19 protein-coding genes and 3 pseudogenes are annotated in these 20953 nt (G+C 69.4%); 14 read left to right on the top strand and 8 right to left on the bottom strand.

Translation table 11 applies throughout. From position 1 onward, the window contains the following. Positions 1 to 20: 20 nt before the first annotated feature. Positions 21 to 1736, bottom strand: coding sequence for a SpoIIE family protein phosphatase (locus CP983_RS39400; protein WP_150505061.1), 1716 nt, complete (start codon positions 1734 to 1736; stop codon positions 21 to 23). A gap of 270 nt (positions 1737 to 2006) precedes the next feature. Continuing rightward, entirely contained in the window at positions 2007 to 2945 is a 939-nt protein-coding gene (gene nrfD / locus CP983_RS39395) for an NrfD/PsrC family molybdoenzyme membrane anchor subunit (protein ID WP_229914818.1), read from the bottom strand. Between nrfD and CP983_RS39390 the strand changes: the two are divergent. Together CP983_RS39390 and CP983_RS39385 are read left to right on the top strand one after the other, a co-directional pair. Further along, positions 2886 to 3536: pseudogene (locus CP983_RS39390) on the top strand (iron-containing redox enzyme family protein); the annotation flags it as partial. The gene nrfD and the pseudogene CP983_RS39390 sit on opposite strands and share 60 nt — an antisense overlap. After that, positions 3533 to 4406 (top strand): annotated as a pseudogene (locus tag CP983_RS39385) (SDR family oxidoreductase). The pseudogenes CP983_RS39390 and CP983_RS39385, both read left to right, overlap by 4 nt. A gap of 26 nt (positions 4407 to 4432) precedes the next feature. On the opposite strand, the gene CP983_RS39380 reads toward CP983_RS39385, so the two are convergent. After that, positions 4433 to 5110, bottom strand: a complete 678-nt coding sequence (locus tag CP983_RS39380) for a helix-turn-helix transcriptional regulator (RefSeq protein ID WP_229914860.1) — start codon at positions 5108 to 5110, stop codon at positions 4433 to 4435. 83 nt (positions 5111 to 5193) lie between these two features. Between CP983_RS39380 and CP983_RS39375 the strand changes: the two genes are divergently transcribed. The 5 genes from CP983_RS39375 to CP983_RS39360 all read left to right on the top strand — a co-directional run bounded on the left by CP983_RS39375 (position 5194) and on the right by CP983_RS39360 (position 9037). After that, positions 5194 to 5640 carry a hypothetical protein gene (locus CP983_RS39375; RefSeq protein ID WP_189748831.1) on the top strand — a complete coding sequence of 149 codons (447 nt, stop codon included), beginning with the start codon at positions 5194 to 5196 and terminating at the stop codon, positions 5638 to 5640. 257 nt (positions 5641 to 5897) lie between these two features. Further along, entirely contained in the window at positions 5898 to 6887 is a 990-nt protein-coding gene (locus CP983_RS39370; RefSeq protein ID WP_150505057.1) for an immunity 49 family protein, read from the top strand. Between the two features lie 46 nt (positions 6888 to 6933). Then, on the top strand, positions 6934 to 7092 hold the full coding sequence (locus CP983_RS44205; protein ID WP_167537827.1) for a hypothetical protein: 159 nt from the start codon (positions 6934 to 6936) through the stop codon (positions 7090 to 7092). 91 nt (positions 7093 to 7183) lie between these two features. Next, entirely contained in the window at positions 7184 to 7753 is a 570-nt protein-coding gene (locus CP983_RS39365) for a dihydrofolate reductase family protein (RefSeq protein WP_150505055.1), read from the top strand. Between the two features lie 615 nt (positions 7754 to 8368). Continuing rightward, on the top strand, positions 8369 to 9037 hold the full coding sequence (locus tag CP983_RS39360) for a GNAT family N-acetyltransferase (protein WP_150505053.1): 669 nt from the start codon (positions 8369 to 8371) through the stop codon (positions 9035 to 9037). Between the two features lie 633 nt (positions 9038 to 9670). Here the strand turns inward: CP983_RS39360 and CP983_RS39355 are convergent. After that, positions 9671 to 10600 carry a hypothetical protein gene (locus tag CP983_RS39355; protein WP_150505051.1) on the bottom strand — a complete coding sequence of 310 codons (930 nt, stop codon included), beginning with the start codon at positions 10598 to 10600 and terminating at the stop codon, positions 9671 to 9673. A gap of 254 nt (positions 10601 to 10854) precedes the next feature. Here CP983_RS39355 and CP983_RS39350 point away from each other — a divergent pair, with 254 nt between their 5' ends. Continuing rightward, the gene (locus CP983_RS39350; protein WP_150505050.1) at positions 10855 to 11715 is read left to right on the top strand and encodes a MerR family transcriptional regulator; all 861 of its coding nucleotides are present in this window, start codon (positions 10855 to 10857) and stop codon (positions 11713 to 11715) included. A gap of 173 nt (positions 11716 to 11888) precedes the next feature. Here CP983_RS39350 and CP983_RS39340 read toward each other — a convergent pair whose 3' ends face one another. Beyond that, positions 11889 to 12530 (bottom strand): TetR/AcrR family transcriptional regulator, encoded by a 642-nt coding sequence (locus CP983_RS39340; protein ID WP_150505048.1) that lies wholly within the window; start codon positions 12528 to 12530, stop codon positions 11889 to 11891. Between the two features lie 84 nt (positions 12531 to 12614). On the opposite strand from CP983_RS39340, the gene CP983_RS39335 reads away from it, so the two are divergent. Then, positions 12615 to 13352, top strand: coding sequence for an SDR family NAD(P)-dependent oxidoreductase (locus tag CP983_RS39335; protein ID WP_150505046.1), 738 nt, complete (start codon positions 12615 to 12617; stop codon positions 13350 to 13352). A 657-nt stretch (positions 13353 to 14009) separates the two neighbouring features. After that, a complete protein-coding gene (locus CP983_RS39330; RefSeq protein ID WP_150505044.1) occupies positions 14010 to 14852 on the top strand; it encodes a PhzF family phenazine biosynthesis protein in 843 nt (280 codons plus the stop codon). A 53-nt stretch (positions 14853 to 14905) separates the two neighbouring features. Here CP983_RS39330 and CP983_RS39325 read toward each other — a convergent pair whose 3' ends face one another. Beyond that, positions 14906 to 15349: an Lrp/AsnC family transcriptional regulator gene (locus CP983_RS39325; RefSeq protein WP_107911439.1), complete on the bottom strand. Its 444-nt coding sequence runs from the start codon at positions 15347 to 15349 to the stop codon at positions 14906 to 14908. Positions 15350 to 15502: 153 nt separating this feature from the next. On the opposite strand from CP983_RS39325, the gene CP983_RS39320 reads away from it, so the two are divergent. From CP983_RS39320 to CP983_RS44200, 4 genes and pseudogenes are all read left to right on the top strand, one after another. Next, the gene (locus CP983_RS39320) at positions 15503 to 16687 is read left to right on the top strand and encodes a trans-sulfuration enzyme family protein (protein WP_107911441.1); all 1185 of its coding nucleotides are present in this window, start codon (positions 15503 to 15505) and stop codon (positions 16685 to 16687) included. Between the two features lie 278 nt (positions 16688 to 16965). Continuing rightward, positions 16966 to 18258, top strand: coding sequence for an amidohydrolase family protein (locus tag CP983_RS39315; protein WP_150505042.1), 1293 nt, complete (start codon positions 16966 to 16968; stop codon positions 18256 to 18258). Positions 18259 to 18488: 230 nt separating this feature from the next. Then, a pseudogene (locus CP983_RS39310) lies at positions 18489 to 18653 on the top strand (transposase); the annotation flags it as partial. Between the two features lie 495 nt (positions 18654 to 19148). Beyond that, positions 19149 to 19337: a hypothetical protein gene (locus CP983_RS44200; RefSeq protein WP_167537619.1), complete on the top strand. Its 189-nt coding sequence runs from the start codon at positions 19149 to 19151 to the stop codon at positions 19335 to 19337. 105 nt (positions 19338 to 19442) lie between these two features. Here CP983_RS44200 and CP983_RS39295 read toward each other — a convergent pair whose 3' ends face one another. Then, positions 19443 to 19928 (bottom strand): DUF1036 domain-containing protein, encoded by a 486-nt coding sequence (locus tag CP983_RS39295; protein ID WP_150505040.1) that lies wholly within the window; start codon positions 19926 to 19928, stop codon positions 19443 to 19445. 830 nt (positions 19929 to 20758) lie between these two features. Then, on the bottom strand, positions 20759 to 20935 hold the full coding sequence (locus CP983_RS44195; RefSeq protein WP_167537826.1) for a hypothetical protein: 177 nt from the start codon (positions 20933 to 20935) through the stop codon (positions 20759 to 20761). Between the last annotated feature and the right edge of the window lie 18 nt (positions 20936 to 20953).

The raw sequence follows: 20953 nt of genomic DNA, 5'->3' as shown, positions 1-20953 counted from the left end.
GGATGCACAGATCGGACGGTTCAGGCGGGGGCGCGCAGTGCGAGCAGGGCCACGTCGTCGTCGTTGTCGGTGGGGCGGACGCGGTGCAGGACCTGGTCGGCGAAGGCGGCGAGGGGGCGGTGCACGAGGGCGGCCGCGTGCCGGCGCAGACGGTTCAGGCCCACGTCGATGATGCGGCCGGGGTCCTCGACGAGGCCGTCGGTGTACAGCACCAGCGTGGATCCGGGCCGCAGCACCACTTCGGCGTCCGGTCGCGAGGTGCGCAGTCCCGTGCCCAGGGCGACGCCGTGGCCAGCGTCGAGATAGCGGGCCACGCCGTCCTGGCTGATCAACAGCGGCGGAGGGTGGCCCGCGTTGGTCCAGGACAGCTGCCAGTGACCGTCCTCCAGCACTTCGATCCGGGCGTAGATCATGGTGGCCATGTCGACGTCGGTGATGTGCTCCATCGCCTCGTCGAGCCGTTCCACGATCCGGCTGGGTGGTTCATGCTGCGCCCAGGCGTAGGCGCGCAGCATGTTGCGCACCTGCGCCATGCCGGCAGCCGCCTCCAGGTCGTGGCCGACGACGTCGCCGATGGCCAGCGCGGTCGCTCCGTCCGACAGGGGGAACGCGTCGTACCAGTCGCCGCCCACCTGTGAGGCGTCGGGGGCGGGCAGGTAGCGGGCGGTCATCTGCAGGCCCGGGACGCCCGGCATCTGCGGCAGCAGATGGTTCTGCATGGTCTCGGCGACCTTGCGCTGACGCTGGTAGAGGCGGGCGTTGTCCAGGGCGAGGCCGGCGCGGCGCGCGATGTCCTCGACCAGCGGGAGGTCGGCGGTGGTGAAGGGCACCGGGTCCTCGGCGCGGCCCAGGGTCAGGGCACCCAGCATCTCGCGGGTGCCGCGGATGGGTGCGATGGCCGCCGAGTGCATGCCGGTCGTGTCGAACAGGCGGCGCTGCTCGACCGCGATGCCGGAGTCCGGCACGCGATGGTAGGTCTCGGGTCCGGTCACCGTGGAGGCCACGCCTCGCAGGGCCCGGGACAGTGGCATCAGGGATTCCTCGAGCACCGGCGGCATCGGCCCCTGAAGGTCCTCGTGGTGCGTGAGAGTCTCGCCGTCCGCGTGGACGACGACGGCTCGCCACACCTCGTCCCGCTCGGTGAGCAGGTCGACGATCACCCAGTCCGCGAGCCGGGGCACCACGAGGACGGTCAGCCGTTGCATCGCGTCCTCGATGTCGAGCGTGGAGGTCAGCTGTGCGGTGGCCTCCGCCAGCAGGGCCAGCCGCTCCAGCTCGGCCAGGGCGGGCTCCGGCGGTACCGGTCGTGGTCCGGTCTCCTGCCCGTCCTGGCGGGGGTGGAAGACGACCAGGGTGCGGGCCTGGTGGTCGCCGGTGTCGTACGGCGTGATCAGCCACGAGATGGGCCGCACGGTGCCGTCGGCCAGCGCGAAGTAGTCCTCGTCGGCCTGGGCGGGGCGACCGTCGTGGAACGCCTGCCGCATGGCGCACTGGCTGCGCGGCAGCGGCTGGCCCTGGGGGCCGCGGTGCAGCAGGTCGTGCGCGTCGTAGCCGAGAAGGTCGTCGGCGGACCTGCCGAGCACATCCTCGGCGCCGGCGTTGACCGCGATGATGCAGCCCCGCTCGTCCACGACGTAGGCCCCGGCGCCGATGGCTTCGAGCGCCTGCGACAGCGCGGCGGGCACGGCCGGAACAGTATCTCTCCGGACGGCCCTCGCGTCCTGCGTCCCTTCCACCTCACGCCTCCAAGCTCGACCCGACGCCCACCCCGGCCCCGGCACGCCCCTGCGCGCCAGGTCCCGCCGTCCCCTCCCGTGTGCCCCGTATCGGCCGGAGTCCACACGGCATCGATACCCGCGAGGCCAAACCACCCAGGACTTCCCTCGCACACACCCGAGCCCGAGAGAGATCGGACGTGGGACCAGCCTCAGCGGCGGAGCCGGCTCGGGACACCGTTGCGTCCGGAGCAACCCCTCGGACGAACCGTCCGACGGCCCGTAGCTCGGTCAGCCGACCTCGCGGGCGTCCAGGCGGGCGCGCTGCGGTACGACGACGTACTTGGGGTCCTGGGCCGAGGCGATGCCCGCGGCGAAGACGCCGAAGCGGGTGCAGGCGGAGCCCGCGAGGAGGGCGAGGCCGCTGGCCACGGCGGCGGGGCGGCCTCGGCCGGCGAGGAGCGCGGCGCCCGCTCCCCCGGACAGGGTCAGCACGCGCGCGGCCCGCAACAGACGTCCCCCGCCTCCCTGACGCCAGGTTTCCGCGACCAGCGGTCCGAGTTCGCGCTCGGCCGCCGTGGCCGCGAGCACGTCGCCGGCGGCCGCGATGCCGGCGGCCCACCGCACGGGGGCGTTCTCGGCGCGCGGCGCAGCGACCAAAGCCATACCGGAGGCCGCTGCGGTCGCGGACGCGGCGAACAGATAAGGCAGTTCACGGTGGGCTCCGTGCCAGGCGGGTACGGCCGTGTCGGCGGCCAGCACGGCGGTGTACGCGGCGAGGGCCGGGCCGAGCGCCGCTGCCACGCCCGTGGCGGCGGCCCCTGTCCTGGGCGCGCGGCCGGTCACGGCGCTGAGGGCGGCTGCCCCGGCGGCGGGTCCGTACGCGGCGAGCAGCCACGACCCCACGCTCATCGGGGAGGTCGGTTTGAGCACCCGGAGCATGTGGGAGAAGCGGGCGGGACGTCCCAGGTCGTGCACCAGGGCCGCCGCGGAGAGGGACACCGCGGTCAGCGAGGAAACCTTCATCGCGGTGGCGGTCCTGCGGCGGCCGGTGAGCTGGGCGCCGGCGGCCAGCACCGAGCCGGCGCCCGCGAGTCCGCCGAGGAAGAAGTAGCCGGCGATGTCCCGTGCCGACCACGAGGGGGCCTTGATGACAGGGCGGCCGTAGTAGGAGGTGAACTCGGCTCGGTCCACCATCAGTTGTTCGCCGCGCTGCCTGCGGGGGCTCATCGGCCGCCGCCCTTCCGCGCCTGGGTCATTCCCCGGCTGCGCGGCCGGGCCAAGGCGGGCATGGTGGCGATCGAGTACGACGAGTTCGGCGCCGGCCGAGCGGAGGACATCCACTCCCGGCTCTTCTCCGACCTGATGGATGACCTCGGCCTGGAGACGGCCTACGGCCACTACCTGGACGCCGCCCCCGCCGAGGCGCTCGCCACCGTGAACCTGATGTCCCTGTTCGGACTGCACCGGGCTCTGCGCGGCGCACTCGTCGGCCACTTCGCGACGGTGGAGGTGACGTCGTCGCCGGGCTCCCGCCGACTGGCCGCGGCGCTGCGCCGCATGGGCGCGGGAGCGGCCGCTCAGCGTTTCTACGACGAGCACGTGACAGCGGACGCGGTGCACGAGCAGGTCGTACGCCACGAGGTGGTCGGCGGACTCCTGGCCGACGAGCCGCACCTGGAACCCGACATCGCCTTCGGCGTTCACGCCACCGGCTTCCTCGAGGACCGGCTCAGCGCCCACCTGCTCAAGGCCTGGAGACAGCAGCACAGCGCCCTGCTCATGTCGTTGAGCGACGCAGAAGGAGGCAGGCACACATGACCGAGGGCCCCACCCCGAAGCACCCCCGCCCCGACTTTCCCGCCCAGGACCAGGAGCACCCGGGCTGGACCGGCCCCATGGACCCGCCGCCCGACCACGGCGAGGACTCCTACGAAGGCAGTGGCCTCCTGGCCGACCGCAAGGCGGTGGTGACCGGCGGCGACTCCGGCATCGGCCGAGCCGTCGCGCTCGCCTACGCCCGCGAGGGCGCCGATGTGCTCTTCACCCACCTGCCGGACGAGAAAGCGGACGCCGAGGAGACCACCGCCCTCGTGGAGGAAGCGGGCCGCAAGGCCGTCGCCGTGTCCTGCGACATCCGTACGGAGGACGCGTGCCGGCAGCTGGTGGATCGCGCCGTCGACGAATTCGGACGCATAGACGTCCTCGTCAACAACGCCGCTTATCAGATGTCACAGCCGGACGGCATAGAGGCCATCTCCACGGACCAGTTCGACCGTGTCGTACGGACGAACCTCTACGGCATGTTCTGGCTGTGCAAGATGGCCCTGCCGCACATTCCCTCGGGCGGCTCCATCATCAACTCCGCATCCGTGCAGGCCTACAAGCCCAGCCCGCACCTGCTGGACTACGCGATGGACCAAGGGCGCCATCGTGACCTTCACACAGGGGCTCGCGCAGATGGTGGCCGGTGACGGCATACGGGTCAACGCGGTGGCACCCGGCCCGGTGTGGACGCCGTTGATCCCGGCGACGATGCCGGACACGGTCGAGTTCGGAAAGCAGTCCCCGCTGGGCCGGCCCGCCCAACCCGCCGAGATGGCACCCGCGTACGTCTTCCTGGCCTCGCCGCGGGCCGGCTTCATCACGGCGGAGATCCTTAACTCCACCGGAGGCACTCCCCTGCCCTGACAGTCGACCCCTCCCCCTCAGAAGCCTCAGGGAGCCGGCTCCAGCACCACACAGCAGCGACCGGGAGCCGGGTCAAGGCATGCCTGGTAGGCGGTGTCGCCCGAGGTGGCGAGCGCTCCGCGCAGCAGGTGGAGGTTCATGCCGCACACCGTTTCGACGTGCTTGCGCGCGAGCAGGTGGAAGGGACAGTTCCCGAGGACGACGGTGTCCCCCTCGCGGCGCGGCTCGAAGCCGTACCGCTCCAGTAGGTCGATGACGCCTGTCATGGCCTCGCCGCCCAGCCGCTCACCCAGCTCGGCCGCCTTGCGGTTCAGCACCGCGCGGACCGGTTCGCCAGTGCTGTCGGACTCCTCCACCGCCTCGGCCAGCAGCTGCCCGGCCATCTCGTACTGCCGCGCGGGCACGCTGACGCCGACCTCCCGCTCGGAGCGGCGGTACAGCTTGGCCGGCCGCCCGGCGCCCGGTCCGGTCCGTCCGCTGCGCCGCTCGTAGACGACGTCCAGCAGCCCTTCGTCGGCCAGGCGGTCCAGATGGAACGCCGCGGTCTGCCGGGCCAGGCCCAGTGCCTCGGCCGCGTCGTCCCGGCCCACGGCGCCGGAACTGCGCGCCACGTGCTCGTACAGCCGACGGCGCGTCGGCTCGTCCAGCGCCGCTACCGCGGAGAGGTCGTCGCGGGGTGCTTCCTTCGAGTGGTCCACGAACACCAGTGTAAAACCAACCTCCATTGACTAAAGAAACGGGATGCGCTTCTATCGACAAGAGACGTTGTTCATAGAAGGAGGGCGTCATGTCGTCCACACCTGCACCCGCACCCTCAACGGCCACACCCGTCACCGCGCGGCAGGCCATCGCCACCGACCCCGGCTACCAGGCCTTCTGGATCCTGCGCGTCGGGTTCACCGTCGCCCCCGTGCTGTTCGGGCTCGACAAATTCGCCAACCTGCTCGTCGACTGGCCGGGCTACCTCGCCCCGTGGATCAACGACGTGGTCCCGGGCAGCGCGCAGGACGCCATGTACGCCGTCGGCGTCATCGAGATCATCGCCGGACTGGTCGTCGCGGTGGCCCCTCGCTTCGGGGGCTGGCTGGTGGCCGGCTGGCTCGCGGGGATCATCATCAACCTCCTGACGATCCCCGACTACTACGACGTCGCACTTCGCGACTTCGGCCTGCTGCTCGGCGCGGTCGCACTCGCACGGCTGGCGCAGCGGTACCACGGCACTGCGCGGCGGTGACGGACGGGAGGGCGGTCAACAGGAGCCGAAACACTGGTGACCGCTGATTCCCCGCCGCCGGTCCGGATCCGACCCACCCAGCACGGGTGATCTTCAGGGGCAGCAAGGATCCAGTCGGCGTCATCCGGGTACTCGCAGTAAGCCGCGTGTTCTAGGCCCGCCGGAAGCCGATCACGAGTCACCAGCTCCCCGGGGCTGTCAGTGCCCGTTGATAGCGTGCTTCGTCCAGTCGTGGAGTTCATGAAGGGACGGGGCACGTGCGGGATGTGACATGCCATCAGGTCGGCGAGCAGCGGTTGGCCGAGGCGCTCGACGACATCGACGGACGGGCCTACACGCGGTGGCACTCGCTGCGGTACGCCAGCATCTCGCCGACGCTGATCCGGGCCATGGCGGACGAACTGCTCGACCATGTCGCCGCGCGAACGGTGACGGAGCCGGGCCTCGACGCCGCGGCCGGCACGGTCGCCGTCACCGCCGCAGAGTGTGTGCACGGAGTGCTGAGCATCATGTGCTTCCCGGACGGGGACCAGGAACTCCGGTTCCCCCTCGTCGGGGAGCGGATCAGCACGGACCCGGACGACGACGAGTTCGGGGACGGTCCCATCACCTTCCGGGACGTCGTCAAGGAAGCGCCGACCGCGCGGACCTGGCTCGACATGTTCGAGATGTGTGTCGTCAGCGGGCATGTGTGGGACCGGGAGCGGGTCACCGGGCTGCTGCTGCGCGGCGACTACGCGCCCGCCATCCGTAACGGCGTGCCTTACAACCGCTACACCTCCGTCTCCGACCCCGCGGACCTCGCCGCCATGGACGCCCTGTGCCCCTATCTCACCGAGGCGGCCGGGCATCTGCCCCGCGACTGGCCGACGGTTCCGCTGCGCAAGCCCGACGCCGGGGAGCGCGCGGAGGCCGCCCGCCGGCTCGACGAGGTCGGCGACGCGCTGAGCGCGGACCAGCGGCTGCTCCGCGTACTCCTCGACGACGATCAGCACGCCTTCGAGGACGCCCTCGTCGCCCGGCTGGTCGCGTACCGGGAGAGCGTCGAGGCCGAAGGTGATCCCGCACCCCGGTCCCTCCTCCCCCTAGGCACCCTCGCCCTGGCCTGCCTCGCCGTCCAGATCCATGGCTGGGACCTCGGTGTCCGGTCCGGATATCTGCCGTACGGTCTGCTGGGATCGCCGGACGCGCCACGCCGGGCAGCAGAGGGGGACCGGAACAGCTTGGGCTACTGGGCCACCAAGTAGGCCACCGGCTGCCGATGGTCAGCGACATGCCGGCTGCGGAAATGCCGTGGAGCCCGGGTTCAAGCTGGCCATCAGCAACGACGCCAGCGACGCCTTCCCGCACAGCACGCTGCGCCGTGACGAGCAGGGGGACGGCATCAGGCTCGACCAGGTGGCCGTGGACTTCTCTCCCGACAGCAATTTGCATCGCAACGGTGTTGAGTAGGTCCGATCGGAGCGCCGATCAGAAATGGCGCCGACAATCGTCTGAATACGGTCCGGTGAACTCGGAGCGCGTATCGAGGGAGAGCAGCGAGATGAGACCACTTCGATACTCGATCAACGTCACGCTCGACGGCTGCTGCCATCACGAGGCAGGGCTCCCGCCGGACGAGGAGTCGATGCGCTACTGGACCGCCGAGATGGAACGAGCCGATGCCCTGCTATTCGGCCGGGTGACCTACGAGATGATGGAGTCGGCGTGGCGGAAGCCGTCCACGGGCACGTGGCCTGACTGGATGAGTGAGTGGGAGGTCCCCTTCGCCGAGAGCATCGACCGGGCGGAGAAGTACGTCGTGTCGAGCACACTGAGCGAGGCTGATTGGAATGCTGAGCTGCTGCGGGGCGACTTGGGGCAAGCGGTTCAGCGGCTCAAGCAGGAGCCAGGCGAGGGCCTGTGGGTGGGCGGCGTGACGCTCCCCCTGGCGTTGGCAGACCTGGGACTGATCGACGAGTACGAGTTCCTTGTACAGCCGGTCCTTGCCGGGCACGGGCCGACGTTGCTCGCCGGTCTGCGCGAGCGCATCCAGGTCGAGCTCGTGGATCGCCGTGAGTTCCGGTCGGGAGCCATCTCGATGCGATACCGGTCCACGCGAGTTCCGGCTTGACCTGATTGACCCTGGAACATTGGCCGCTGCCTCGCGACGGAACGACGACTCGGGTCACTTGCCCCGCGCTCGCCCGTGCCCCCCCGAACGCGCGGACATTCGACGGGGACATCGCCCCGAGGGGTCGTTAGCAGACAGGGCAGACGTTGCCTGACCTGGCACTAGATATGTATGCCACATGGCAAGTCAGCCTTGTGGGGAGTTCGGGGGTTGCTGGTTTCATCTGCACCCGAATGTCCGTCATCAGCGCCCGCGGCCTGACGTTCATGCGGGCGTTCGCCAGGCAATGGGTGATAACCAAGGCCGCGCACGTCGTCGTGGCCCACGGCCGGATCATCGAATCGGTCAGTTACAAGCATTGCTCACGCAGGGCGGACTGTTCGCCCAGATGCACCAGCTCGGCGCTGACAGCGCCTGAGCCAGCTCTAGGACCCGAGAGCCGATGCGCACGTAGGCCGAGGGTGCGTGGTGAACACCCAAGTCCTGAGTTCTGTGCGCAAGCGTCGCGGGTTGTAACCGTCGGCTCGAATAGCGCAGGACATGATCTACTGCCGTGTGAGCGGATCCGTCGCCCGGCGCCGACCGGCTGAGCCGACGAAAACAACGGGGGGTTCCATGATTCGGTCGCTCCTGCGACGTCGCCGAGCGGCCTCGGGCCTCCCGGTCCCGGACGCGTGCACGCCCGGCCGACATGCTCTCGCCACCCGGCGCCTGCTGTTCTACACCCCGGTGACCAAGCTCGACGTGTGGGCGGCCATCTCCGCGGGCGCGGACCCCGATGCCCAGCGCTGGCAAGGGAACGAGGCCGACCAGGTCATACCGGACGCCGACGCCAGACGGGCCCTGCTGGACATGGGCCCCAACGGCGCCACCCCCCGTTGGTTCATCCGTTCCAACCCAGAGGCTGCCGAGCCCTTCGAACCCAGCCCCGAGATGCCCGAGTTCATGGTTTGCGTACGCCGCGACACCGGACGCTACGCCGGGTACTTCGAACTCAATCCCGACAAGGGTGAGATGGGCGGCAATCTCGCCCCCGACCATCGAGGCCGGGGCCTCGGCACTGAACTGTTCCTGGCGGGCGCGGAGTTCGCCCACGGCCACGCCGGTCTGCCGACGGTACGGGCGGGCACGGCGACGGAGAACCTCGCATGCCGCCGCGCCCTGGAAAGCGCCGGCTTCGTCCCGGCCCCCGGCCCGGCCCGCCACACCCTGCCGGACGGCCGTCAGCTGGACACCGTCTGGTACCAGCACGAGGGCACCCCGTCAGCGTGCGCGACGCTTTGAGGCACGTTGATGGAGCTGGGTTCTGTCCGGCCGATCTTGGACTGTGGGAAAGTGCCATCCATGACTTGCATCCGAAGGGGCCGTGCCGCGTAGAACACCAGTTTCTCTTCGGTCGCGGGAACGCGGCTGGGGAAGACCCTGGGTGCGGTATCGCGATGTCCCAGGTCTCTCGGGAGCGGCGAATGCCGCCGTCCGTGCGCTTGAACGGGAGCGATGGTCTCCGGGCATCGTGGCAGTGGCGCTGAGCGTGTGGTCCGTGCGCGTCCACGGCACCAAGCGCCGATGGAGGCAGTGGGAAGCTGAGTTCACCTGCCCGTGCTGCGGCGAGGGGTGGGCCCGGGACAAGCGCCAAGAAGCTCTGTTCATGCTTCCGCCAGGGGCCGCCAGCGAACTCCGGGTGCAGGTGGAGCGCCTGGACCTGGTGCTCCTCGGGCGAACGCATCACGAGCCGCTGGCAGACCCGGATTTGGTGTGGTGGCATCCCAGGTGCTGACTGCGGTCGGACTGCACGCAGTTCGAGCCACGAGATACGACAAGCGCGCATACGTCTACCTCGGTACCGTCACCGTCGCAGCAACCATCATCTGGCTCCGGACATGATCGGCCGGACAGAACCAAGTGGGAACGGCAAGGTCATAGGGGCCAGTCCTGGCGGGTGGTCACCTCGACTGCGATGCGACGCCACTGAGTCAGTCCGCCGGGGAGGGGCCAGGCCCAGGTCGGCTGCTCCGCGGTGTTCAGGTCGTGGAGGAGGCGGACGAGTTGGGGGCCGGCGGTGGCGGCACCGTCCGGGACAGTGGGGCCATGGATGGTGCGGAGTTCGGCGAAGCGTGCCAGTTCGTCCTCGTAGAAGCCCACGGCCTCATCGATGCGCGCGGCCCGGTCATCACGCGGCACCGTGCGGTGCAACTGCAGCAGCGGAGGCTCGACGGACTCGGCGATCGCCGCGGCTAGCCGGGCGTGACCGTCCAGGATCAGATGACTGTCCAGGCCGCTGACCCACCACAACAAGACGGGTGGCAGCGTCCCTTCACGGGCCTGCTTCCGATACGCCTTGACCCGGCTGTCGTCGACATCGGGCATCGGCCGCAGCGGAAGGACTTCCCACGAGTGAGAATGGAGGAACCAGTCGACGTAGCCCTCGGGATGGCCGTCCACAAGCATCGAGCCCCAGTATTCGCCATGCGATGTATCAGCGTGGCGCCAGCGCTGGAGCGGACTCTCGTGCGAGAGCAACCACCTACCCTCGTGCAACGGGCTGTCCGGCGAATCGACGAGGTGCTGCGCGAAGCGGTGAGCCCACCGTTCCGGGCTACCCGCCAGGGCCCGCCCCACATCGGCGCGCAGGGGCGGGACGAAGGAGCGGTACTCGTCGGTGCGCCAGAAGTCCACGCCCTGGAGCTGCTCGTCGACAACGGCGAGCAGCACAGGCCGCGACAGCTGGGAGAGCAACAGTCGCGGCCCGGCAGTGAACACGCACAGCCCCGGCCTGCGGCGGTCCTCTACATCCAGGGACAGGCCCACCCATGCGCCGTCGTCCCGCGTGACGTTGCTGCGCTGCATCCCGAGAGCGTAGACGGCTGCCGCGGGGGCCCTGACAGCGCCCGTTGAAACTCCACACTCCGTTGAACGCTGAAGTCGCCAGCGTGCACCCACCCTCAGGCTGTTGGTACGCCTTCTCAACCCGTACAGCGGTCCGTACGACTTTGATGGTCCGGGAGTACCGGCGCGTGCCCCCACGACACAGGGGGTTTGCATGTGCCGTAGCGGCATGTGGTCCAGTAGGCGGCGAGCACGACATTGAGAGGTTCCCTCGCATGCCCCTTCCTGCGATTCCCCGCCGGGTCAAGATCGGCGATGCCGCAGCGTTCGCCGGGACCACACCCCGCGCCATCCGCCACTACCACGCCATCGGGCTCCTCGCCGAACCGGAACGCGGCAGCGATGACCGCCGCCGCTACGGATACGACGACATGATCCGCCTGCTGTGGATCCGCAGGATGGCCGATGCGGGTATCTCCCTGGATGACATCCACGCCGCCTTTCAGGGCACCACCAGCATCGAGCAGTCCCTGGCCCGCCTGGAGAAGTCCCTCGCTTCCAAGGCTGCCGCCATCGAGGCCCAGCGGGCCGCCGTGAACCGTCTCCGCGAGGTGGGCAGCCCCCTGGGCCTGCTCTCACCGCTGGTCACTGGCCGCCTGCACGATCTACCGCCCGGAGCCCTGCGCTCCGCCGACCTCGATACCCTCCTGGTCACGGAGCGCATCTTCGGCCCCCTGGGCGCCGCTACCCAGGCCGACCGGTTCATCGTCCTGGCCAACCACCCCGAGCTGCGGGCCGAGGAGGACCGACTGACCGAGGCCGAGGCGGCCCTGGACGACACCATGTCCCCCGACGACCCGCGCATCGAAGACCTGGCCGCCCAGCGATGTGATCACGAGACCGCCCTGGCAGCCGCCATCGAAAGATCCGGCCTGGAAGAGGCCCTCAACGTCCTCCTGGACCGGGAGGACGAGCACGCCGACGAGGAAGAAGACGGGGCGAGGATGAGCGTGATGGAGGCCATCGGCAAGATGCCGTACGACTTCTCCCCGGCCCGCGTCCGCTACGAGGAACGTGTCATCGAACTGTTCCACTCGGCCGATCAGGACGGCGACCCGGACCCACGGACCTGCTGACTGGCGTCGGCGCCCAGAGCGAGCCCGGCAAGGGCAGCCCGGAGTGGTGCGGCGCGAGCGTAACCCCCGTGCCCCCAAAGGCCTTTGGCATTGTGTGACGAAAACCAAGAAGCACGCCGAGGGCTCCTGCCCGCTCGTCTACCAGTGCCGTCTGCCGCTGTCCACGCGCACCGTCAACCACCTCGCGCCGGACTGCGCCCGGTCGCGAGGCGTTTCTGCCCCTCGGGCACAGGCAGGACCGCCAGTGCGGTGTCTGCAATGTTCCGCAGCGCCTCCGGGTCCAGGCCGGCCTTGCCCACCGCCTCGATACCGCGGACCACCGTCAGCAGCAGTGCCGCCAACCGCTCCGGATCCGCAGCGCTGTCGATGTCGCCGTGGCGCTGGGCGGCGCTGATCTCCGTCCGCAGCAGGGTCAGCAGTGCCGTCATGGTCTCGGCCGACCGTCCGGCGACCGTCGCATCGTGCTGGGCCAGTTCCGCCGCGCCCTTGGCCAGCAGGCATCCGCGGCGCTCGGTGTCGGAGGCGGTGTTCTCCGCCATCAGGCGCACGTATCCCGAGAGCCGGGCCAAGGCCTCTGCGTCCGGGCCACCTGCCAGCCGCTCTTCGGCCACTTCAACGACTGCGGTGCACCAGTCGCCGAACACACGGTGGAACAGCTTGCCCTTGTCGCCGAATGCGCCGTACAGGCTGCCCTTGCCCAGGCCGGTCGCCTGGGCGATGTCGTCCATCCGGGTTCCTGCATAGCCGGTCGCCCAGAACTGTTCCCTGGCCCGCTCCAGGACTTGGCGTTCGTCGAATGCGCGTGGTCTCGGCATGACTTCAGCCTATCCATTCTTGACTCGATCGTCCATTACTGCCTACGTTATGGACGATCGATTCCATAACTGAAGGGGTTCGACATGCCAGGCGTGCTGCAGGAGAAGGTGGCCGTGATCACCGGAGGGACCAGCGGGATCGGGCTGGCCATCGCCCACCGCTTCGTCCGGGAGGGCGCACGGGTCTTCGTGACCGGCCGGGACATCGACCGCCTCGAAGCGGCAGTCAAGGAGCTGGGCCCGGCGGCCACCGGCGTACGATCCGACGTCTCGGTCCTGGCCGACCTGGACGCGCTCTACGCGCGAGTCCGCGAGGAGGCCGGACGCATCGACGTACTGGTGGCCAACGCGGGAATCGTCGCGGACGCCTCGCTCGGCGCCCACACCGAGGCGAACGTCGACCTGACGCTCGCCGTCAACGTCAAGGGCCCACTGTTCACCGTTCAGAAGGCGCTTCCGCTGCTGGCGGAGAACGCCTCCATCCTGGTCATCGGCTCGAGCAACAGCCTGCGGCCCAACGAGCACCTCGAGGTCTACAGCGCCTCGAAGGCAGCGGTGAGCAACCTCGTCCACAACTGGTCCCGGCAGTCGCGGGATCGCCGATTCCGGGTCAACGTGCTCAGCCCCGGACCCACACGGACCCCTGGCCTGATAGGCGCCGCGGGGCCGGGCGTCGACCAGTTCGCCGAGGCCGTCGTGCCACTGGGACGGCTGGCCGACGCCGAGGAAATCGCCGAGGCCGCTCTCTTCCTGGCTTCGGACGCCTCGTCGTTCGTCACCGGCGCCGAACTCTTCGCCGACGGCGGCTACACCCGGGCCTGAACGACGGCCGGCGGTGCGCATCCTGGGCTGGGCGGCCGCCCCCGACTGGGAGCAGGGGCGGCCGTCGCGCATTCCGCCGCCGGCGTGGTCGACGTCGTAGCCAGCAGGGGCTATCCGCGGGTGCCGACTGCGACGCGGTCGTTGCCCGCGTTGATCGGCATCGCCCCTCTACTAGTCCACTGCCAGCATGCGACTGAGGCTCGCAAAAGGATCACCCTCTGGCGGGGCCGGAAGGAGGACTCGGTCTCGGCGCGCCCCACCGCCCGCCGCGCACCGGCCAGGTCCTGCTCGGCTACGACGCCACGGCGGCCTCCTGGTCACGCCCTGCCAGCACGCTGACAACCCCGCCCGTCCCTTTCCTCATGGCAGGCAACCGGGAGGGGCGGCTCGTCACCCCTACTGCCTGGTGCCCGAGCGCCAGCTACGGTCCGGCCAGGACACCGCCGCGAAGATCGCCTGTTCCGCCGCCCGCGTCAAGACGCCATCGAGCACACGCCGGTGCCAGTGGGCCGCAACCAGTCCCCAGGCCAGTCGATCGGTCCACTTTGTAGTGACTGGCCCTGTCACGGCCGCGCAGGCCCCCGCTGGGATGGGCATGCTCCCGCCGCCGGAGGGAGATCCGCTTTCGCCGCTACCGAAAGGCCACCACCGATGATCATGTCCCGTACGCGCTCGTTCGTGCAGGTCGACGTGTTCTCCACAACCCCCTACCGCGGCAACCCGGTCGCGGTCGTCCTGGACGGGAGTGACCTGACCGACGAGGAGATGCAGCAGCTGGCGCGTTGGACGAATCTGTCCGAGACCACGTTCGTCCTGCCCCCGACGACTGCGGAAGCGGACTACCGGCTGCGGATCTTCACGCCTCAGGGCGAATTGCCGTTCGCCGGGCACCCCACGCTCGGCTCCGCGCGTGCCTGGCTGGACGGCGGCGGCGCCCCGCAGCACGCCGACCGCGTCGTGCAGGAGTGCGCCGCCGGCCTGATCACCGTGCGCCGCGGCGAGGCCTCCCTGTCCTTCGCCGCCCCGCCACGCCTGCGGGACGGTGCACTCGACGACGCCTATCTGGACGAGATCGTGGCGGCCTTCGGCATCACGCGGGAGCGAGTCCTCGCGCACCAGTGGGTGGACAACGGGCCCGGCTGGGCCGTGGTCCAACTCGGCACCGCCCAGGAGGTCCTCGCTCTCGAACCCGACCTGTCCCTCATTCCGACCGCGATGGTCGGCGCGATCGGGGCGCACCCCGAGGGATCCGAGCACCACTTCGAGATGCGTACCTTCGCCCCCGGCGCCGGTGTGCCCGAGGACCCCGCGTGCGGCAGCATGAACGCCGGCGTCGGACAGTGGCTCACCGCCACCGGCGCCGCGCCCACTTCCTACCGGGTTTCTCAAGGCGCGCGTCTGGGACGGGCCGCCAGCATCGAAATCAACGCCGATGCGGACGGCACCGTCTGGGTCAGCGGCGCCGCCACCGTCTGCATCCGCGGCACCGTCAGCCTCTGACCGCGCACCGCCACCCGCACTCGCGCGCCACCGTCGTCACCGAAGCCATGCCGTCAGATGGCCTCAGGGGAGAGCGTCTTCATGGTGACGTAGCTCGTGACCGTGGCCACTCCGGGCAGGGCGGCCAACTGATTGGCGTGGAAGTCTTCATAGGCGGGCAGGTCGGCGACCTCGACCTGAAGCAGGTAGTCGAAATTGCCGGTGATGTGGTGGCAGGCAACCACCTCCGGCAACTGGGTGATCCCGCGCTCGAACGCGACCACGTCCGCGCGGGTATGCCGCATCAGCCGGACCCCGGCGAACACGCGCAGACTCCGGCCGACCGCGGCAGGATCGATCAGCGCCCGGTAACCGCGGATGACACCGGCCTCCTCCAGCTGACGCACGCGTCGCAGACACGGTGACGGCGACAGCCCGACCCGGGCGGCCAGCTCGTTGTTGCTGATCCGACCGTTCTGTTCGAGCACGGCCAGAATCGACCGGTCCACCTCATCCATGATGGCAGATTATTGCGCCCAATTACGAGGTACCACAATCGTGCGCCCCTAGTGAGCGCAATTTGCTGCCAACATTGCTGCGATCGGTTCAATTCCGGGCGTCTGTCACCCACGCTTCATGGCGTCACCCCCAACGTCCACGGAAGGGCAGCCATGCCGGGCAACAGCACCATCACCGTCCACGCCGATCGCGAGATCCACCCCAGCCGTGCCGTGGCACCGCCCATCTACCAGACGGCGACATTCTGGGCGGAGGACGGCGAGACGTTCGCTCAGGGCGCCGTCGAACCGCGCGGCAAGGACTTCTACACCCGCTTCGGCAACCCCAACCACGCACAGGTCGCCGCCGTCGTCGCCGAGCTGGAGGGCACCGAGGCCGCCATGGTCACCGCGTCCGGGATGGCCGCGCTCACCACCGCCGTGCTGGCGCTGGTCTCCACCGGCGACCACGTCATCGGGCAGAAGTCCACCTACGGCGGCACTGGCTCGGTACTGCTGAACCTGCTCCCGCGCCTGGGCGTGTCGACCACCCTGGTCGACCAGACCGACCCGGAGGCGTTCGCGAAGGCGCTGACCCCCGACACCCGCCTGATCCTGGTGGAGTCGCCGAGCAATCCGCTGCTGCAGATCACCGACCTGCGCGTCGTCGCGGAACTGGCCCGCGCCCACGGCGTGCTGACCATGGCGGACAACACGTTCGCGACGCCGCTGAACCAGCGGCCCGCGGACCTCGGTATCGACCTGGTCTGGCACAGCGCGACCAAGTACCTCAACGGCCACTCCGACGTCTCCGCCGGAGTGATCGCCGGACCCGCCGAACTCCTGAACCGGATCTGGGACGTCGGCCTGCTCACCGGTGCCACCCTCGGCCCGATCGACGCCTGGCTGCTGCTGCGCGGCATGCGCACCCTGCCGCTGCGCGTGCCGCGGCACAACGCCAACGGCCAGGCGCTCGCCGAGGCGCTGCAGGAGCATCCCGCCGTGGCCAAGGTGCACTACCCCGGTCTGGCGACCCACCCGCAGCACAAGCTCGCCGCCAACCAGATGAACGGCTTCGGCGGGGTGCTCGGCATCGAGTTCACCGGCGGCTTCGAGATGGCCGACGCCTTCCTCGGCCGACTGCGCTACTCCCTGCGGTCCGCCAGCCTCGGCGGCGTGGAATCCCTGGCCGTGCACCCGGCGTCCATGTGGCGCGGGATGCTCAGCGAGGACCAGATCGCCGAGTCGGTTCCGCCGGGCCTGGTCCGGCTGGCCGCGGGAACCGAGGACACCGCCGACCTGGTCGCCGACGCACTGGCCGCCGCCGGTGCCGTACATGCTGCGGCGGCGAGTGCCTGAACCGCCCAAGAGCGTCGTCCGCGTGCTGCGGCGATGCCATGTCTCATGCGTAGACGTGACCGGCGCGGATCTCGCCACGACCGGCTCTTGAGAGTCCAGCACCTCAACGAGGAGGTGCACCTCCATGTCCCACCGGCAGAACCATCACCTCGCCGGCCCTACACCGGCTGACGAACGCGACGGTGACGCGGCTGGCAGCGGCACATCGCTCACTCGCGGGCTCAAGCAGCGTCACCTGTCAATGACATACGAAGAACGTCTGTGAAGGAGTTCACCCGATGAAAACCCTGCTCACCGGCGGCACCGTGGTCAGCATGGACCCAGCCGTCGGCGATCTCGCCCGCGGCGACGTGCTCATCGAGGACGGCGTGATCGTCGAGGTCGCCGAACGGATCGACGCGCCGGACGCCGAGGTGATCGACGCGAACGACCGGATCGTCATGCCCGGCTTCGTCGACAACCACCGACACACCTGGCAGACCGCGTTCCGCGGCATCGGCGCGGACTGGACGTTCGCCGAGTGGGCGGCGGCCATGCACGGCACCGTCAAACCTCACTACCAGCCCGAGGACGTCTACGCGGGCACCCTTCTCGGCCGACTGGAGGCCCTGCACTCCGGCGTGACCACAATGCTGGACTGGTACCACGTCGCGCAGACCCCGCAGCACGAGGACGCCGCCGTCGCCGCCCTGCGTGACGCTCCCGGACGGTCGATCTACTGTCTCGGCGCCGGCTGGGGCACCCCCGCCCCCGTCGACGCCGCCGTCCGCCGCGTCCACGCCGACCTGGCCGGAGAAGGCCTGGTCACCATGGCGTTCGGCCTGCGCGGCCCCGAGGCCACCAGCATGGACACTGTCGCCCGGGAGCTGAAACTGGCCGCCGAACTCGGGCTGCGCACCAGCCTGCACGTGGACCTCGTAGGCGGGGCCGTCGCCGATCTGCGCGCACACGGTCTGCTCCGGGAAACCACCACGTTCGTCCACGGCAACGGGCTCGGTGACGACGAGCTGCGGATGCTCGCCGATGCGGGAAGCTCACTGTCGATCAGCCCGGACGTCGAGCTGAAGATGGGCTTCGGATGGCCCATGATCGGCCGGGCGCTTGCCGCCGGCCTACGCCCGACACTCTCCATCGACGACGTCCCCTCCGTCGGCGGCGACATGTTCTCCACCATGCGCACCGCCTTCGCCGTACAGCGCGGACTGGACGGAGGCCTGCGCTCCCGCGACCTGCTCGCCTTCACCACAATCGACGCCGCCACTTCGTGCGGACTCGACGCCCGAACGGGCAGTCTCACACCCGGCAAGGACGCCGACATCATCCTCCTGCGCACCGACGACCTGACCGTCTTCCCGGTCACCGACCCCGCAGCCACCATCGTCAGCGCCGGCCACCCCGGCCTGGTCGACACCGTCCTCGTCGCCGGCCACGTAGTCAAACGCGACGGCATACTGGTGAACGTAGACCTGCCGGTACTGCGGACTCGGCTGCTCGAGTCACGCAACCGAATCGCGGCGGCCGCCGGCATTCCCCTCGACGGCACGTGGCTCCCACAACCGGAATCGACCTAGTCCTTCCACCTCGCCCAGCCGGCGTTCACGTCGGCGTCAGTCATGGGGGCGAGGAGGTTGTCGTGGATCCGCACCAGGCGGCCACGCTGACCAAACTACGTGCAGAACATCGAGTAGCGGACATAAGCGAGTTCGTGGATGCCAGAGGTGCCTACGACTTGTAGGTCATGGTCGACGCCGGGCAAGTTCAGGGTTCCGCAGCATCTAGGACAGCAGGTGACGCTACGGCGGTGCCTGAGCAGCGGGCCGATCCGGTTCGTGGACGCCGGTGGGCGGATCACCGTCGCACGGTCGAGGCCATCGCCTGGAAGTACCGCACCTGCTCGCCCTGGCGTGGCCTGCCCGCAGAGCTCGGCTCCTTCAAGACGGCGCACAAGCGACTACTGCGGTGGGCGGTGCGGGACGGAAGGTCGGTCCCGTGGGGCGACCGAGAATCGCAATGTCCGGGGACGGTGCGCATCCGAAGTCATCGCGCGGGACGCCGGATGGATCGTGGAAGCCAAACAGCACGACGTCCTGCGCACGCTGTTCATGGACTTCGGCGCCGGCATCGCCGGCTACTTCCCCGACACCGTCGCGTTCCTGACCGACCACGAGATCCGCGAGCTGGAGAAGCAGGGATTGTGGTTCGACTGGACCGAGCCGCCCCAGCCCGGGCGAGTTTGGCCCCGAACCCGACGACGAAGATGGCGACGACGCGCCTTGGGAGAGCGGCGACCAGCATCGCGGTGGAGGCAAGGCCGCCGCATGCCGCGACGAGGTCACCTCACCTCGCCGAGCGCTGGAAGCCATCAAGAACCTCTCCCGCACCTGACCCGCTCCTCGCCCACCGTGCAGGGCCCGGCCGTCTACCGGCCGGGCCCTGCACGCACCCGGAAGGGCATCCCCTCGTGGTCGTCACCGTCTCCGCCGTCGTCCTGCTCGGCATCATCGTCTTCATCCTGCTCCGGGGCGGCTCCGTACGCGCCTGGCCCGCCCTGGCCTGCACCGGCTTCGGCTACTTCCTCGCCTCCAACGGCGCCGCACCCGTCATTGCCGACGTGATCAGCACCGTCACCGGCTGGATCCCCAGCATCTGAAACCGCCGCCTCTCGACGCCCCAGGAGCTGCGATGCCCCAGCGCTGCCGCTCACCACTTAGCGTGCAGGCAGCAGCAGGTTTCGCGGCAAGGACGGAGCAGATGCTCACGACTGCCGTTGGACCAGATTCAGTGCCCCTCCGTCCACGCCCACCTTGATCTCCTGTGCGCCCACCATGCGTACGCGAGCGTTGCAGCTGCTGCTTTGCAGGAGAGGGATCGAGCCTTTGGGTTCGGACGTGACGAACTTGTCTCCGGCTCTGACTTTCCCGGTCACTGGCACAGCAACAGCTATCTTCGTGGCGTCGCCAGTCCACTGGCGAGCTCCACCTTTGGTTCGCGCATAGAGATAGACAGGGCTTCCGATGCGCATGACGGGCACCGGATAGACCTCTGTGGTATACGCGTCCACACGTAACCATCCCACCGTGAGCCAGGTTTCACGGGTTCTCTCGGGGGTGAAGCAGAGGGCCACGTAGAGGTTCTTGCTCGTTCTGTTTCCGATCGTCACAGGCTTGTTTCCGGTGCCCGTCGCGTATCGGTACAGTGCTTTGCCGCCACTGAGAAGAATTGCACTCAAGGGCTCGACCATGAATCCCCCCGGGTCGGTCTAAATCGAGGTAATCCTCGCTCCATACCCCGGGGCGTGCCAGCCTGTTGGCGGAATTGATCCATTCCTTTCCCTTATGGTCACTTCTCTTCGCTTCAGGTCTCTTGGTTGGGAATCAGCGACCACGCCCCCAGCCACAACCTGGTCCGTGGCACTTGGATGCAGCAGGCCGCACCTGCCGCGAACTCGGCTAAGATCGCCGCCACTTGATCTCGGTCGCACTTGCAGTCCCCTCGTCCGGTGCAAGAGGGGTACTGCACAACGATGACAACGACCCAGCGCATCCTCGACCTCGCCGCGGCGGTATACCGGCTGTCCACAGCGAGGACCGGGTGCTGCTCCTGCACGAGGCGAACGAACTGTGACAACAGGCCGGCAGGCCCCTGACGCTGGCCACCTCCCGGCCCGCAACGCGCCGTCCGCATTGCGTCAGGGAGCGCTCCCCGGCAGGAGCCGAAGCTCTCGCTCGTTCGGGCCGAGCCCGATGGGCACTTCCCGGCTGGGGCTCACCGTACAGAGGCCGGCCATCGCCCGAAGGTGCGTGTCGGGTCCCTGGTGCTGCCTCGGTCCTTGACTGCCGGCCGGACGATCAGGCACTCAAGAAAGTGGGGCGCCAAGGTGGGTCAGGCGCTGGTGAGGCGGTGCAAGCGGCGTCCAGGAAGGCAATGTGCGCGGTTGGTAATCGTCCTGGGGCGCGTTCGCGTCAAGGGAGCGTTCCAGGGTCTCGGCAGCCAGAAGGCCCGGGTCGGGGCCTTCGAAACGGACCAGGGTGAGTGCCTCGGTGACGGCGAGCCGGGCCCGTCTGGTAGCGATCACGGCGACTGGCCGCTTACGGGGCCCAGGGTCTGCTGCCATTCCCGGCGGTGTCGGCAGGCGGTGTTGGTGGCGGCGAGGAACGGGGCGTAGGCGGCCCGGCGTACCTCACGCTGGGCGGTGAGGATCTGGCGGGCGACGTCGAGCTGGGGGCCTGCAGGCGTCCGGCCTCCCATGCTGCATCTGCCTGGCGG

This window comes from Streptomyces chartreusis (assembly GCF_008704715.1).
In the GTDB taxonomy this organism is placed as follows: Bacteria; Actinomycetota; Actinomycetes; order Streptomycetales; family Streptomycetaceae; genus Streptomyces; species Streptomyces chartreusis.
Note: the sequence above shows the minus strand (reverse complement) of the source record. Positions and strands in the feature narration are given on the sequence as shown.

Bases quoted from the DNA above. Each gene is read 5' to 3' on its own strand.
- nrfD (WP_229914818.1), bottom strand. From the start codon at position 2,945: ATGAGCCCCCGCAGGCAGCGCGGCGAACAACTGATGGTGGACCGAGCC.
- CP983_RS39375 (WP_189748831.1), top strand. From the start codon at position 5,194: ATGTCGTCCACACCTGCACCCGCACCCTCAACGGCCACACCCGTCACC.
- CP983_RS39365 (WP_150505055.1), top strand. From the start codon at position 7,184: ATGAGACCACTTCGATACTCGATCAACGTCACGCTCGACGGCTGCTGC.
- CP983_RS39360 (WP_150505053.1), top strand. From the start codon at position 8,369: ATGATTCGGTCGCTCCTGCGACGTCGCCGAGCGGCCTCGGGCCTCCCG.
- CP983_RS39355 (WP_150505051.1), bottom strand. From the start codon at position 10,600: ATGCAGCGCAGCAACGTCACGCGGGACGACGGCGCATGGGTGGGCCTG.
- CP983_RS39350 (WP_150505050.1), top strand. From the start codon at position 10,855: ATGCCCCTTCCTGCGATTCCCCGCCGGGTCAAGATCGGCGATGCCGCA.
- CP983_RS39340 (WP_150505048.1), bottom strand. From the start codon at position 12,530: ATGCCGAGACCACGCGCATTCGACGAACGCCAAGTCCTGGAGCGGGCC.
- CP983_RS39335 (WP_150505046.1), top strand. From the start codon at position 12,615: ATGCCAGGCGTGCTGCAGGAGAAGGTGGCCGTGATCACCGGAGGGACC.
- CP983_RS39330 (WP_150505044.1), top strand. From the start codon at position 14,010: ATGTCCCGTACGCGCTCGTTCGTGCAGGTCGACGTGTTCTCCACAACC.
- CP983_RS39325 (WP_107911439.1), bottom strand. From the start codon at position 15,349: ATGGATGAGGTGGACCGGTCGATTCTGGCCGTGCTCGAACAGAACGGT.
- CP983_RS39320 (WP_107911441.1), top strand. From the start codon at position 15,503: ATGCCGGGCAACAGCACCATCACCGTCCACGCCGATCGCGAGATCCAC.
- CP983_RS39315 (WP_150505042.1), top strand. From the start codon at position 16,966: ATGAAAACCCTGCTCACCGGCGGCACCGTGGTCAGCATGGACCCAGCC.
- CP983_RS39295 (WP_150505040.1), bottom strand. From the start codon at position 19,928: ATGGTCGAGCCCTTGAGTGCAATTCTTCTCAGTGGCGGCAAAGCACTG.
- CP983_RS44195 (WP_167537826.1), bottom strand. From the start codon at position 20,935: ATGGGAGGCCGGACGCCTGCAGGCCCCCAGCTCGACGTCGCCCGCCAG.